At 41.3% G+C, this 13,990-nt stretch carries 12 protein-coding genes and 1 pseudogene; 11 read left to right on the top strand and 2 right to left on the bottom strand.

The window, feature by feature from the left end:
- Positions 1-69 precede the first annotated feature (69 nt).
- The 4 genes from RE409_RS24075 to RE409_RS24060 all read left to right on the top strand — a co-directional run bounded on the left by RE409_RS24075 (position 70) and on the right by RE409_RS24060 (position 4,773).
- The gene (locus RE409_RS24075) at positions 70-936 is read left to right on the top strand and encodes an ATP-binding protein (RefSeq protein ID WP_082527419.1); all 867 of its coding nucleotides are present in this window, start codon (positions 70-72) and stop codon (positions 934-936) included.
- Between the two features lie 15 nt (positions 937-951).
- Positions 952-2,868, top strand: coding sequence for a vWA domain-containing protein (locus tag RE409_RS24070; RefSeq protein WP_309558206.1), 1,917 nt, complete (start codon positions 952-954; stop codon positions 2,866-2,868).
- Between the two features lie 75 nt (positions 2,869-2,943).
- Positions 2,944-3,777 (top strand): hypothetical protein, encoded by an 834-nt coding sequence (locus RE409_RS24065; RefSeq protein WP_309558205.1) that lies wholly within the window; start codon positions 2,944-2,946, stop codon positions 3,775-3,777.
- A gap of 300 nt (positions 3,778-4,077) precedes the next feature.
- Positions 4,078-4,773: a hypothetical protein gene (locus RE409_RS24060; protein WP_242486069.1), complete on the top strand. Its 696-nt coding sequence runs from the start codon at positions 4,078-4,080 to the stop codon at positions 4,771-4,773.
- A 69-nt stretch (positions 4,774-4,842) separates the two neighbouring features.
- Here the strand turns inward: RE409_RS24060 and RE409_RS24055 are convergent, their stop codons facing one another.
- On the bottom strand, positions 4,843-4,962 hold the full coding sequence (locus RE409_RS24055) for a DUF4023 domain-containing protein (protein ID WP_053347866.1): 120 nt from the start codon (positions 4,960-4,962) through the stop codon (positions 4,843-4,845).
- 229 nt (positions 4,963-5,191) lie between these two features.
- Between RE409_RS24055 and RE409_RS24050 the strand changes: the two genes are divergently transcribed.
- From RE409_RS24050 to eutC, 7 genes and pseudogenes are all read left to right on the top strand, one after another.
- A complete protein-coding gene (locus tag RE409_RS24050) occupies positions 5,192-5,935 on the top strand; it encodes an SDR family oxidoreductase (RefSeq protein ID WP_309558204.1) in 744 nt (247 codons plus the stop codon).
- Positions 5,936-6,123: 188 nt separating this feature from the next.
- A complete protein-coding gene (locus tag RE409_RS24045) occupies positions 6,124-7,497 on the top strand; it encodes a sensor histidine kinase (protein ID WP_309558203.1) in 1,374 nt (457 codons plus the stop codon).
- A 7-nt stretch (positions 7,498-7,504) separates the two neighbouring features.
- On the top strand, positions 7,505-8,089 hold the full coding sequence (locus tag RE409_RS24040; RefSeq protein WP_201222874.1) for an ANTAR domain-containing response regulator: 585 nt from the start codon (positions 7,505-7,507) through the stop codon (positions 8,087-8,089).
- A gap of 148 nt (positions 8,090-8,237) precedes the next feature.
- The gene (gene eutH / locus RE409_RS24035; protein ID WP_201186938.1) at positions 8,238-9,509 is read left to right on the top strand and encodes an ethanolamine utilization protein EutH; all 1,272 of its coding nucleotides are present in this window, start codon (positions 8,238-8,240) and stop codon (positions 9,507-9,509) included.
- A gap of 15 nt (positions 9,510-9,524) precedes the next feature.
- On the top strand, positions 9,525-10,940 hold the full coding sequence (locus RE409_RS24030) for an ethanolamine ammonia-lyase reactivating factor EutA (RefSeq protein ID WP_201222875.1): 1,416 nt from the start codon (positions 9,525-9,527) through the stop codon (positions 10,938-10,940).
- Positions 10,941-10,958: 18 nt separating this feature from the next.
- Positions 10,959-12,323: an ethanolamine ammonia-lyase subunit EutB gene (locus RE409_RS24025; protein ID WP_309558202.1), complete on the top strand. Its 1,365-nt coding sequence runs from the start codon at positions 10,959-10,961 to the stop codon at positions 12,321-12,323.
- Between the two features lie 14 nt (positions 12,324-12,337).
- Positions 12,338-13,090: pseudogene (gene eutC / locus RE409_RS24020) on the top strand (ethanolamine ammonia-lyase subunit EutC); the annotation flags it as partial.
- A 30-nt stretch (positions 13,091-13,120) separates the two neighbouring features.
- On the opposite strand, the gene RE409_RS24015 reads toward eutC, so the two are convergent.
- On the bottom strand, positions 13,121-13,846 hold the full coding sequence (locus RE409_RS24015; RefSeq protein WP_201186934.1) for a DUF4261 domain-containing protein: 726 nt from the start codon (positions 13,844-13,846) through the stop codon (positions 13,121-13,123).
- Positions 13,847-13,990 lie beyond the last annotated feature (144 nt).

Below are 13,990 nucleotides of genomic sequence, written 5' to 3'. Positions count from 1 at the left end.
TCTTTTTCTTAGTGTTTGTTTTTACCGGTAAAGAGCATTAAAATGATGAAAAAGGGGTGTATGGAGACAATGATTAATCGTTTACCAAAAGAAATAGCTAATATTTTACATACAAATAAAAAAAATTCTTCTCAATTTGAGGAACTGATAAGGAAAGGTGGATATCTGCCTCCTGAGATGGAGTTGATGGTGGATGCCATTACAGCCTTAAGTATGGGGAAGAACATCCTCTTGAAAGGACCGACAGGGGCAGGGAAGACGAAATTTGCCGAGACGTTATCGAATTTATTCAACCAACCGATGTTCAGTGTCAACTGCTCAGTCGATTTGGATGCTGAAAGCTTATTGGGCTTCAAGACGCTTGCTTACAAAGAGGAAAAACAGGTGATTGAATTCGTTCCAGGTCCTGTTATCAATTCGATGAATCATGGACATTTCTTATACATAGATGAAATCAATATGGCGAAGCCGGAAACACTGCCGTTAATCAATGGGGTGCTCGATTACAGGAGAACGATAACGAACCCGTTCACGAACGAAGTCATCACTGCGAAAGATGGTTTTAACGTAATTGCTGCAATAAACGAAGGCTATGTCGGTACAGTACCGCTGAATGAGGCGCTGAAAAACCGGTTTGTCGTGATCGAGGTTCCTTATATCGAAGGAGAGCAGTTAAAGCAATTGATTCAATCGAATACACAGTTGAAGGATTCAAGAAGTATCGAATTGTTCGTTAAGCTCTCAGGTGACTTGATAAACGCCGTTAATCAAGGAAAAGTGGCTGAAGATGCAGCATCAATTCGGGCTTTGCTTGATGCCTGTGACCTCAGTGTATTGATTCCCCCGAAACGTGCGATTCTTCGCTCCATCGTGGATAAGTTGGACGAGGAACGAGAGCGGGAGTTTGTGAAGAATTTGGCAGATACATTATTCTAACTAGGAGAATGCCGCATGAAGTATATTCGATTCAATGATTCAATAATTGATACGGCCCTTTTTTTACAGCTACAGGATCTATCGACTGTCTTATCAGGTATTCCTGACCTGGAATTTGAATATAATTATGGTTCCTTTATTGATCTGATTCAGACTAAGGTCACAGCCAGCCATTTTTGGGAAAATGGGAATCAGGAGGTAAAGGAAGCGGGATTGAAAACAGATGTGCTGCTTAGAACAATTGGGACGCTGCATCATTCTACAATCCGAAGCATGAAAGAGTACCAGGACATCATAGAAGAATGCTCTCTTCCAAAGTTTGCTGCTCAGTTGTTCACCATATTCGAAGATCTGCGTTTGGAGGAATTGGTGAAAAAAGAACGTCCTGGCACGAAAAAGTGGTTCTCTGTACGGGGAACGTACCTTAAACAATATTTCGAAAGCCAATTAGCGACAAATGTCACAAGAAGCTTTGCGCTAGACGAACTGTATTGCCTCGTTTATTTACTGATTCATTCAGATAGGCCCGATCCTGTTTTTCCGAGAGCTAATGAACGCCAACTAGAGGAACTGGAAAAAATTAAACCACTTATTCATTCGGTCTTTGAAGCAACAAAAACGAGTGATATCACTAGAATTTGTGAACAAATCGTTTTTAGGTTGAACGAAGAGTATCAGGATACGATGAATGAATATTTCATATTTCCTGTTGCTAATGTGGAGAAGTATACGGCGAATACGTTATTTGATGAACTAACAAGAAATGATGAACTGGTGAACGATGACGCAGAAGATGTAAGTGAAGAGAATAGTGAGTTTATTGATGAAAAATTCTCGACATGGCATCGCGAGAATAAAAATGGCGAGAACAATTCGACCTTCCTTCAGTTTGAATTGGAGCAGGGAACGAAAACAAGCTTGATGGGCGGAGGAGCTCGGGAAGCGGAAGATGCTGACCAGGCGCTGGCCACGATTCAAGGCTCGTCAGGAGAAAGTGAACAAAAGGAATACAAGCAACAGGAAACGCTCGAAAAGAAGCAAATGAATATCGGAAAAAGTGGTGAACATCCATTTGGCGAAGAAAATAAAGACGTCGTTCAGATAATTAAAGAAGCAAAAATGCCTTCGCCTATTGAGGAAAAACGCTATCGCGAGTTTGTTGCAGATATTGAACCGTTCAAGAGAAAACTCTCAAGTACGATTGAGAAAACACTCGAAAATAAAAAGAATGCACCAAGAAAAGACTTGGTCTATGGCCGCTTATCAAAGAAATTACTGCCGCTTGTACTCGACGAAAATCCAAGGGTCTTTTACAAAAAGAATAGGGATTCCAATGAAATAGATGCCGTGTTCACGCTATTGATCGATTGCTCGGCCTCTATGCATAACAAGATGGATGAAACGAAACGAGGGATCGTCCTGTTTCATGAAGTGCTAAAAAAATTAAGAATTCCTCACTCGATTGTCGGTTTTTGGGAGGATGCAAATGAGGTGAAAGAAGGCTATCAGCCAAATTACTTCCACGTGATCCAATCCCATTCTGATTCGTTTTATCAAAACTCAGGAGCAAAAATCATGCAGCTTGAACCGGAGGAAGACAACCGAGACGGATACAGTATCAGGGTTGCAACAAAAGAATTGGAAAAAAGGAGAGAAAAGAATCGCTTCTTGCTCGTATTTTCCGATGGTGAACCTGCCGCGGCCGATTATGACCAAAATGGAATCGTCGACACGCATCTTGCCGTATCCGAAGCCCGGAAAAAAGGAATCGAAATCATTGGCATGTTTTTAGCGGATGGAAGCGTGGATGAAAGTGAAGAACTGACGATGCAAAACATCTACGGCAAAGAACGGCTGATGATTCCGAGTGTAGCTGAATTGCCAGAGCATTTTACCCCGCTATTAAAGAAGCTGTTACTGAAGACCATTTGAGAAAGCCATGTACCTGCACTCTTTCGCTCAACATTCATATTCTAGACTGTAACCTAGATGGGGAGTGAAAGAAAAATGGAAGATACAATGCAAAACTATGGTGAATATGGAAGTTTTGATGGGGCCCCTATGACGGAAGGGTTTGGTGAATTTGATCGACCCGGAGGATTTGCAATGCCCGGAGGTCAAGGTCAACCTGGAGGATTTCCAATGCCCGGAGGTCAAGGCCAGCCGGGAGGATTTCCAATGCCCGGAGGTCAAGGTCAACCTGGAGGATTTCCAATGCCCGGAGGTCAAGGCCAGCCGGGAGGATTTGCAATGCCCGGAGGTCAAGGCCAGCCGGGAGGATTTGCAATGCCCGGAGGTCAAGGCCAGCCGGGAGGATTTGCAATGCCCGGAGGTCAAGGCCAGCCGGGAGGATTTGCAATGCCCGGAGGTCAAGGCCAGCCGGGAGGATCTCCAATGCCCGGAGGTCAAGGCCAACCTGGAGGATTCCCGATGCAAGGATTTCAAGGTCAACCTGGAGGATTCCCGATGCAAGGATTTCAAGGCCAACCTGGAGGATTCCCGATGCAAGGATTTCAAGGCCAACCTGGAGGATTCCCGATGCAAGGATTTCAAGGTCAACCTGGAGGATTCCCGATGCAAGGATTTCAAGGTCAACCTGGAGGATTCCCGATGCAAGGATTTCAAGGTCAACCTGGAGGATTCCCGATGCAAGGATTTCAAGGCCAGCCGGGAGGATTCCCAATGCAAGGATTTCAAGGCCAGCCGGGAGGATTCCCGATGCAAGGATTTCAAGGCCAGCCGGGAGGATTCCCGATGCAAGGATTTCAAGGTCAACCTGGAGGATTCCCGATGCCCGGAGGTCAAGGTCAGCCCGGAGGATTCCCGATGCAAGGATTTTAGAGCTAATATGTTGAATTTCCGATACAAGGCGGGGGAATTCAGCAACATTAAAGTAGGTTGAATAAATATTGAACGGAAAAATACATCCCAATTTGATTAACAGGATCATAAGAGGTACGTAAAACACAGTAGGATTCAGCAATGAATTCTACTGTGTTTTTTTGTATTTCACGCTAGTTATTCGCATGAATCCAATACTCTAAATCAGATGTAAACTATTAGAATAAATGATGAGGATTCTTTTTAGAATAATTAGGGTAAACCATAAATGACGAAAGATGGATGGAGGTAATAATCATAATGATGAATGTAGTGTTTATGGTGCTTTATTTTTTAATCATTGGTCTTGTTATTGAAATATCGGTTACCTTATTAAAACTGACTGGGTTAAAGAACACTGTAGCTAGATTTCAAGTTATCTCCATGCTAACAGGTACTGGATTCACTACTGACGAATCAAAGTCTATTATTGATCATCCTGTTCGAAGAAAAATAAGCATGTTTTTAATTTTATTTGGAGCCTTTTCTCTTGCTGTTATTATTTCATCAATTAGTACACTGCTTACAGATGATTTACGCTTAATGGAGTTAAGCATTATTATTGGGATATTGACGATCTTGACTATTACCGTTAAAACACCATTCATAAATAATAGATTATCGAATAAAATGCAAAGTGAAATGCACAATCATTATGAATTGTGGGAACACCCAATAGAAGAGGTTTTATTTTTAGAAAATGAAGACGTTGTTATGCAGATTGATATTAATGAGGACTCTGAGTTCATTGACGTTATTACTTTTGATATCGTATCGCGAGGAGTAGACATCAATATCTTGTATATCGAAAGCGGAGAAGCAAAAATTAGGAAAGAGTTAAATGAACATAAAATTCAACTTGGTGATAATCTCTTTCTGTATGGAAATAAAAACGAAATAGAAGAGACCTTTTCAAAAGAAATCGAAGCGATGAACAAGAAAGAGAATGCCTCATGAAACATTCCCCGCCCTAAATAGGAGCGGAGAATGAATATGAAGATGCGTACCTAATACAATGTTGCTGTATTAATGTTTTTTATTCGGTAATTTCTGGGCGGGATTGCCGTTACCTTGACGACGCTTATTGGCTGCATCTTTTTTTTGCTGTTCTTGAATATTCTCTACAAACTCTTCTGAACTTTTCATGGATAAAACCTCCTCAGTTATTTTCTTCTTTACTATAACCAGAAGAGGAGTAATTCATGAGCATTGATGGGGACAAGCACTTTTAAATTTTCTTTTATTGAAAATATAATCAGAGGAACTTTTTTTATTGAACGAAAAGAAACTGTAGCGAGGAAATGGTGGTAAAATATGGACTAATAAGTTTTGGTGTGAAATTGAATAACTATATGAAAAGAAAGAAGTGAACTTAATGAATAATCGTTTAGATGGAAAGGTTGCGTTGGTCACAGGTTCATCAAGAGGAATTGGCCGAGCTATAGTAGAACAGCTCGCGGATTTAGGTGCAAAAGTAGTAATCAACTATTCAGGCAGTTCACAAAAGGCGTATGAAGTAGTGGAAGGCATAAAGAAAAATGATGGAGAAGCAATTGCTATCCAAGCAGATATTAGCCAAGTTACTCACATTGTCAATCTCTTCGAAGAAACGGTCAAAGCGTATGGGAGAATTGATATTTTAGTGAACAATGCTGGACTGATGATTAATAAACCACTAGCAGAGGCAACGGAAGAAGACTTTGATAAACAATTTGGCGTAAACGTTAAGGGGACGTACTTTGCTTGTCAACAAGCATTAAAATATATGGAGCTCAATGGTAGGATCGTTAATATTTCTACCTCTGTATTAGGCCAAATGTTCCCTACGTATAGTATGTATGCAGGTACAAAAGGGGCAGTTGAACAATTTACAAGACAACTGGCTAAAGAGTTTGGTTCTAAACAGATCACTATTAACGCAATTGCTCCAGGTCCCGTTAACACAGAATTGTTTAATATAGGAAAATCCGAGCAACAAATCGAAGGGATGAAAAAAATGAGTGCATTCGGACGTTTAGGTGAAACGGATGACATTCCTAATGTGATCACGTTTTTAGTGAGTGAACAAGCACAGTGGGTTACGGGACAAACGATCAGAGTCAATGGAGGGTTTATTTAATTGCTTGAAATTAATACTAAAGCAACGTTAGTATGATATTTGCTTTAGTATTATGCTCCTATGAAAATATTATTTCTGATGTTAGGATATATAACATTAGAATATTTGGAATATTGACAAAAATGAAAGCGGTATCTATAATGATTAATAATAATACCCATGATTAAACTTTTATTGGAGTTTTGCCAATGGAGAAGACATCTTCAGTCCGAGAATTATGTGAAATGCATACTAACTTAATAGACAAGGATATATGCATACTTGAAAATCTGTCGAATAATCTAACATTGATTGCTAATTTGAATCAAGCCAATGTCTTTATTGACTGTCCAGTACGAGAAGGAAAGCATGCCATTGTTGTGGCAGAGCAAAGCGCACATTCTGTAAAGTCGGTTTATAATTATTCGGTTGTTGGTAAGATCGCCTATGAAGCCTTCGAGCCGGCAGTCTTTTATGTATTACGTACCGGAAAGGATATGTTTGTGAATCGAGCATTGACTCAAGAGGGAGTCATGGTCCAACAAAGTGTTGTTCCGGTTAGAGGGGAATGCAATCGTGTCATTGCCGTATTGATTATGGAGAAGGCGATTCAAGAAGAACCCGAAACTTCAAATTTTTTCGAAAGACAGGATGAACAAAATTCTTTAGTACCTGAATTTATTGAAGAGTCTATATTCCTGATTAATAATCATAATCAGATTGTCTATACTAATCCGGCGGCTATTAATCTAGTAACGGATATTTGTTTGACCGAATGTGTGCTAGGTACCAGCATTTTCGACTATTTTCCTAGCTTTGCTGATGTACTCGCATCAACAGAAGAAGTATTAATGAAGGAGCTGCACATTGGGAAGAAAATTTTTCAAGTAAAGAAATTTCATATACGCGGCAAGAAATCTAAGGAAGCATTTATCATCTTCCGGGATATGACTGAACTGCGGGAAAAAGAAAGAGAACTGATTAGTAAGTCAGTTGCGATTCGTGAAATTCATCATAGAGTGAAAAATAATCTGCAGACGGTTGCCAGTTTGCTTCGGCTACAGATGAGGATGGAGGTTCCTGAAGAAAGTAAACCTCATTTATTGGTCAGTTTAAACCGAGTATTAAGCATATCGTCGGTTTATGAAATCATTTTGGCTAGTAGCCATGTTGATCATGTAGATTTACTGGAGCTCATTAAAAAAATCGGTGATATGATTGTGTATAGTGAGAATCAAGAAAGTAAAAACCTAAGTATTGAATATATTGGTGAGCTTCATTCCATTGACTCCGATATAGCTGTATCAGTTGCGTTGGTGGCGAATGAACTCATTTATAATTGTGTGAGGCATGCTTTCAGTGGAAGAACGGTTGGAAAGATTACCGTGTCTTTACAAAAGGATGGTTCTGAATTAGAGATTCAAGTTTTGGATAATGGCATTGGGTATTCTCCGGCAGCTAAGCCTTCATTAGGATTAGATATTATCCGCATGACGGTCGAGAATGATTTGGGTGGAGAATTTTCGGTTTGTCGAATCATGGAAGGTACGTTGGCTTCCATAAGATTTCCATACAATAGGTAGGTGAGACATGGGCAAGAGGATTTTGGTCGTGGAAGATGAATCGATTGTTCTGCTTGATATTACTTATATGCTCAAGGATGCGGGTTTCGATGTGGTTGGACAGGCACGTGATGGTGAAAAGGCGATTGAGCTGGCACATACTTTGCAACCCGATCTCGTTTTAATGGATATAAAAATGCCTAAACTGAATGGGCTCAAGGCGAGTGAAGTGATTTCTAATACTTTTCAGATTCCGGTCCTTTTGTTAACGGCATTTAGCCAGCGTGAATATATCGACCAGGCAAAACGAGCCAATATCGTAGGATATCTTGTAAAGCCAATTACCGAAGCTAGTCTAATCCCAGCGGTAGAGATTGCCTTACTGCAAGCTGAGAATACAAAAAAGTATCAGGAACAAATGGCTCAATTGGATGAAACCCTCCACAATCGTAAAGCCATTGAAAAAGCAAAAGGAATTATCATGAAGAGAAAGAATGTAACCGAAGAAATCGCATATAACAAGCTACGAAGGTTGAGTATGAATAAGCAACTATCGATTGAAAAAGTTGCAGAACTAATAATTATAAATGATCAAAAACAAGTGAATAGATGAAGCAATGACGCTTTGATAGACCAAATGGTTGTATCGTAGAAACTTCTACGGAAAAACCTTAGTTTGGGCTATACGATGCGTCTTTTTTTATATTCTTTTTTCTAGTTGAAATGTGCAAAACCAAATCATAATTCAAGGGGGAAAACGTATGGAGATGGTTGGGAATTTCGTTATTTATATCATTATGACTTGTGCTGTGCTAGGTGCTTTTGCGTCGATTAAAGACAGTGAGCAAGGCTTGGGTAAGCAGTTCATGGAAGGCTTGCATACCGTTGGCCATATATTCATTCCTGCAGCTGGAATTATGGCGTCGATTCCTTATTTATCATGGTTCATTGATAAAGTGTGCGGCCCGATTTTTGCCGCGATAGGCGCAGACCCTGCCCTCGCTGCCACAGCGATTTTGGCAACTGACATGGGTGGTTACCAATTAGCAGCTCAACTACAGGAGACATATGAAGGCTGGATCATGGCGATGATTGTAGGTTTCATGTCTGGGGCAACGATTGTCTTTTCGATCCCGATGGGGCTGGCAATGCTAGAGAAACGTGATCATAAATATATGGCACTTGGCGTCATGTCTGGAATTTTGACGATTCCAATAGGTGCCTTTATCTCAAGCATACTAGTCGTTGCAACGAATTCAAAGGTACGCGAAGTGATTTCTACTAATGCGGATTCTACATATGAATTCACATTGAGCTATTTGAAAATCGTCTTGAATCTTTCACCGCTTCTTATTTTTGTTGTATTGCTTGCATTAGGTCTTTATTTCTTGCCAGATATGATGATTAAAGGGTTTATGTGGTTTGGGAGAATAATGGATGCGGGGATTAAACTCGTATTAGTGTTCTCGATTGTAGAAATTTTCACCGGGCTGTTTTCTAAGGTATTTGGTGCTTGGGGATTTCATCCAATCATGGCCGATAAGGCGGATCAGTTTCGTGCCCTGGAGACGGCAGGATATATCGGAATAATGCTTGCAGGTGCTTTTCCAATGATTTATCTGATTCAGAAATATGCTGGCAAGCCCCTTGAAGCAATGGGTAGAAAAGTTGGATTGAGCAAGGAGGGGAGTGCAGGAATTCTAGCCACGGTTGCCAATATATTAGCGATGTTCAAACTTATTAAAGATATGCCCCCAAAGGATAAGGTGATTAACATTTCCTTCTCAGTATGTGCTGCCTTCTTATTAGGGGATCACTTATCCTTCACGGCAAACTTTCAACCTTCCTTAATTTTACCTATCATCGTAGGGAAGCTATCTGCTGGTGTTATCGGAATCGGTCTGGCTTACTGGCTGTCAGTTCCGAAGGCTTTGGAATTAGAGAAAAAAGATCGTGAATTAGGTGTTATCGGTTTGAATGAATATAAAGAAAAAAACCAAGAAGAAGAGGACAATAAAATTCAAGTGGTTTAAAACTGAGGTGAGGTTTTGCTAAATAAACAGTTGGAGCGAATCATCAGTGCAGGAATTGATATTGGCACAAGCACGACGAAGCTTGTTATCAGCGAGTTTTCACTTATGAATGTGGCGGGCGGGGGACAGGTCCCGAAAATTGAAATTACCGATAAGAAAGTTCTGTATCGAAGCCCGATTTTCAGGACCCCGCTTTTATCGGATACAGTGATTGATATCCCGGCGGTTCAAAGAATAGTAGAAAGTGAATATCATCATGCAGGTATCACGATGGAAAAGATTCAAACAGGCGCAGTCATCATCACAGGCGAGACGGCAACAAAACAAAATGCAGAAGAAATGGTACACCAGTTGTCTAAAGCGGCAGGGGAATTCCTCGTCGCAGCAGCAGGACCGGATTTAGAGGGAATCATTGCCGCAAAGGGTTCCGGTGCTTATCAACATTCAATAGAGACAAGAAAAACTATAGCAAACATTGACATTGGCGGGGGAACAGCAAATATTGCCGTATACCGTTCGGGTACGCTTTGCGGTACATGCACCTTACACATCGGAGGCCGTTTGATGGAATGGGAATGGGAGGGGGCGGAGATGAAAGTCGCTCCTTCGATTGAACAATGGCTGAAAACAAAGGGGTATTCTCCTTCGAAAGAGAATAGGGGAATAATTACAGATGAGATGGCTAAGGTGCTGGCGAGGTTTTTGGACAATTCATATACGAAAGAAGACGAACAGCTTTTAGTAGGAAAGGTGCCAACTTGGACAGGTCGCATTGATGGATTAATGTTCTCGGGTGGAGTCAGTGACTGCATGTATCATGAAGAACTGATGTGCACCAGCTTTCAGGATATTGGCATGACTCTTGCCACTTCTATAAAAGAAAATAAAGAATTGGCTTATTGGGAGTGGGAAAAGCCAGTTGAAACGATTCGTGCGACTGTTCTTGGAGCCGGCACCCATACAACCGAGATCAGCGGGGCAACAATTGAAGTGAATGATTCCCACCTACCGGTACGAAATATCCCAGTCTATCGGATCGATTTTCAGGGTGTTCTAGAGCAAGGTATCGAGGGAATGACAAAAGCGGTTCAGGACGCGATTACGATATATGACCCCCAGCGGGAAGGACAGAATTTTGCCTTTTATTTAACGAACCTACCATATCTATCATTCCGGGACATTCAGCTGCTCACGTTGGCTTTTACTGAGGCACTGAAGCAAAAACCGAATCAGCAGCAGCCGCTGATAATCGTCATGGATAGTGATTATGGAAAGGTGCTTGGTCAGACCTTACTAGCGAATCAGCCGGAACAGCCGGTTATCTGTATCGATCAAACACAGGTGGAGCATGGTGATTATTTAGATATAGGAAGGCTATTGCGGTCAGGGGTTGTGCCGGTTGTTGTTAAAACACTAACTTTCCACAACTAAGAAATGGAGGAGGATATGATGAAATTATCTACACAATACTTTGGGGAAACCTATCAATTTACTTCACTTAAAGACGTCTTGGCCAAGGCAAACGAAGAGAAATCAGGGGATAGACTTGCAGGGATTGCAGCTGAATCGGTCCAGGAACGGATAGCTGCGAAATCGGTACTAAGCGAAGTGACTTTAGCAGACATTCGAAACTATCCATTACTCTCTCCGGATGAGGATGAGGTGTCCCGAATAATTGATGGACTCATCAATCGTAGCATCTATCAATCTGTGAAAAATTGGACGGTTGCCGAGCTGCGGGAATATATTTTAAGTGATGAGACGACTGGCGAAGAGTTAATGAGGATAAGTAGAGGACTAAATAGTGAAATGATTGCTGCTGCAACAAAGCTCATGTCGAATCTCGATCTCATCCATGCAGCCAATAAAATCGAAGTGCTTACCAAAAACAATAGTACGATCGGATACAAAGGAACACTTGCCTCCCGTCTTCAGCCTAACCATCCGACTGACAATGTGGAAGGGATGCTAGCTTCATTAAAGGAGGGGCTTTCCTATGGAATTGGGGATGCACTCATTGGAATCAACCCTGTCGATGATTCAGTGGAAAGTATCAAAAGGTTGTTAAATGCCACTCAGGACGTTATTCAAAAATGGAATATCCCAACCCAAAATTGCGTACTTGCTCATGTGACCACTCAAATTAAAGCCGTACAGCAGGGAGCACCCGCTGATATGATTTTTCAAAGTATAGCCGGAACGGAAGCGGCCAATCGTTCTTTTGGAATTAGCGTTGAATTGCTTGAAGAAGCCAATGAGGTAGCAAAGTCTTATGGAACCGGCACAGGTCCACAACATCTTTATTTTGAAACGGGGCAAGGTTCAGAATTATCAGCGGAAGCCCACTTTGGAATTGATCAAGTGACGCTTGAGGCCAGGAACTATGGCTTTGCACGCTATTTTGATCCGTACATCGTCAATACGGTCGTCGGATTCATCGGTCCAGAATATCTTTATAACAGTAAGCAGGTCATTCGCGCCGGATTAGAGGATCATTTTATGGGGAAAATGCATGGCCTGCCGATGGGAGTGGATATTTGCTATACGAATCATATGAAAGCGGATCAAAATGATATTGAGGACCTGGGTGTTCTTTTATCCGCGGCTGGTGTGAATTTTATCATTGCTACTCCAATGGGGGATGACTGTATGTTGAACTATCAGTCTTTGAGTTTCCACGATATTGCAACATTGAGGCAAACGATGAACAAGCGACCTGCACCTTTATTCGAATCTTGGCTAGAGAAGATGGGTATCATGGAAAACGGCAAGTTGACGAAACGCGCGGGTGATCCGACTATTTTTAACCGTTAGGAGTGGATGATATGGGAATAAACGAACCATTTAATAAGGAAGAATTGGAAGCCTTGATAACGAAAACTCCTGCTCGAATAGGGATAGGCAGAGCAGGGACACGTCCGAGGACAGATTCATGGCTGAAGTTTAGGTTTGACCACGCTGCGGCGGTTGATGCAGTATATGGTGACGTTAGTGAGGTTTTATTGAAACGGTTGGATCTGTTCAAAGTGAAAACGAGGGCGAGTGATAAGGAAGTCTATTTGCGTCGTCCGGATTATGGCCGAAAGCTTTCGGACGAAGCAAAGCAAATGATTGAAGCCAAGTGCATAAAGGGCCCTATGGTTCAAATCATCATTTCAGATGGCTTGAGCTCCAAGGCAGTGGAAGAAAATGTGGAAGACGTTTATCTATCTTTTAAACAATCTTTGCTAAGGGCAAACTTGGATGTCGGTACTCCCTTTTATATTGAAAAAGGCAGAGTTGCTGTGATGGATGATGTCGGTGAAATTCTTAGACCAAAGGTCATTGTCTTGTTGATCGGCGAACGACCGGGACTTGTCAGTGCTGAATCACTGAGCGCCTATTTTTGCTACGAACCTTGTTTGGGTACTATTGAAGCAGAGCGGATGGTTATCTCTAACATTCATAAAGGCGGCATTCCACCGGTCGAAGCGGGAGCACATCTCGGCACGGTCATTCAAAAAATCCTTAAATACCAAGCAAGCGGTATGTCACTCGTGAAGAAAGAAAATGAGGAAGAAAAGAGTACGGGATCAGCTTGAATAACAAAAATAGAGGAGCTTATAGCTCCTCTATTTACTTGTCCCTAAATTCCATAATCCAAATGGGTTGTAGAAAGGATGGTCTTCTTCGTATCTAAAGTCTTGAAGACCCGTCAATATATAGGTGGGTGCATCTGGTTGTACACAAAAGGTTTCACCATTTGTAAAGATGGGTCTTTCTCCTGCATGATAATAATTAAATGTGTTAAGTAAATCAGCTGCCTCTTTTGGTCTCATCGTGTTAAGTGTCACGGCATCTGGTAGACCAAATGCTTTCATTCCAAATGAACAATAATAATCTTCCTCGCCAATAATCGTAACAAAATGGGCATAAACCGAGAGAATATCCGGGGTATGATGAAGTTGTTGCCAATCCTCTTTTGAATGTGCAATGCCTGTGGTTTCTATTTTTACAGCCATTCCACCAGCCTTCAGGATTGCTGCCCCAGCATCAATCAAATCTGTAATATTTCCAAAGTCAGATACATCAGCAATTATATATACCGTAAAAGTATGATTATTGATTTCCTCTAATAAACGCTCCGAAAAGGCCCCTTTACTGGCATAGGAAAAGGTCTCTTTTAAACTCGGTTCATAATCATAGACTTCCACTTGGAAAGTTATGTTTTTATCCTTGCTATGCAAAATATGACCGGCTAGCAGGTACCCTTCACTTTGAGAAGCCACAGCTTGAATCAATTCTGTTCGGTTCTTCCACTTTCCAGGTATCCCGATAATAATTTGAGTATCCGTCATGTAGCATCTCTCCTTTGTAATCATTTTATACTATACTACTCTTGGCGTTTTCCATAGTATTAAAAAAAACAAAGTGCCAAGTTGGGATCAATTTGTCCCTAGAGATGGTGTGCAGGACTTTTTCAAATTTATACAATTGATGTA

It is taken from the genome of Peribacillus sp. R9-11 (assembly GCF_031345095.1).
Taxonomy (GTDB): domain Bacteria; phylum Bacillota; class Bacilli; order Bacillales; family DSM-1321; genus Peribacillus; species Peribacillus butanolivorans.
This window is presented reverse-complemented; position numbering and strand designations above follow the sequence as displayed.

Bases quoted from the DNA above. Each gene is read 5' to 3' on its own strand.
- RE409_RS24075 (WP_082527419.1), top strand. From the start codon at position 70: ATGATTAATCGTTTACCAAAAGAAATAGCTAATATTTTACATACAAAT.
- RE409_RS24070 (WP_309558206.1), top strand. From the start codon at position 952: ATGAAGTATATTCGATTCAATGATTCAATAATTGATACGGCCCTTTTT.
- RE409_RS24065 (WP_309558205.1), top strand. From the start codon at position 2,944: ATGGAAGATACAATGCAAAACTATGGTGAATATGGAAGTTTTGATGGG.
- RE409_RS24060 (WP_242486069.1), top strand. From the start codon at position 4,078: ATGATGAATGTAGTGTTTATGGTGCTTTATTTTTTAATCATTGGTCTT.
- RE409_RS24055 (WP_053347866.1), bottom strand. From the start codon at position 4,962: ATGAAAAGTTCAGAAGAGTTTGTAGAGAATATTCAAGAACAGCAAAAA.
- RE409_RS24050 (WP_309558204.1), top strand. From the start codon at position 5,192: ATGAATAATCGTTTAGATGGAAAGGTTGCGTTGGTCACAGGTTCATCA.
- RE409_RS24045 (WP_309558203.1), top strand. From the start codon at position 6,124: ATGGAGAAGACATCTTCAGTCCGAGAATTATGTGAAATGCATACTAAC.
- RE409_RS24040 (WP_201222874.1), top strand. From the start codon at position 7,505: ATGGGCAAGAGGATTTTGGTCGTGGAAGATGAATCGATTGTTCTGCTT.
- eutH (WP_201186938.1), top strand. From the start codon at position 8,238: ATGGAGATGGTTGGGAATTTCGTTATTTATATCATTATGACTTGTGCT.
- RE409_RS24025 (WP_309558202.1), top strand. From the start codon at position 10,959: ATGAAATTATCTACACAATACTTTGGGGAAACCTATCAATTTACTTCA.
- RE409_RS24015 (WP_201186934.1), bottom strand. From the start codon at position 13,846: ATGACGGATACTCAAATTATTATCGGGATACCTGGAAAGTGGAAGAAC.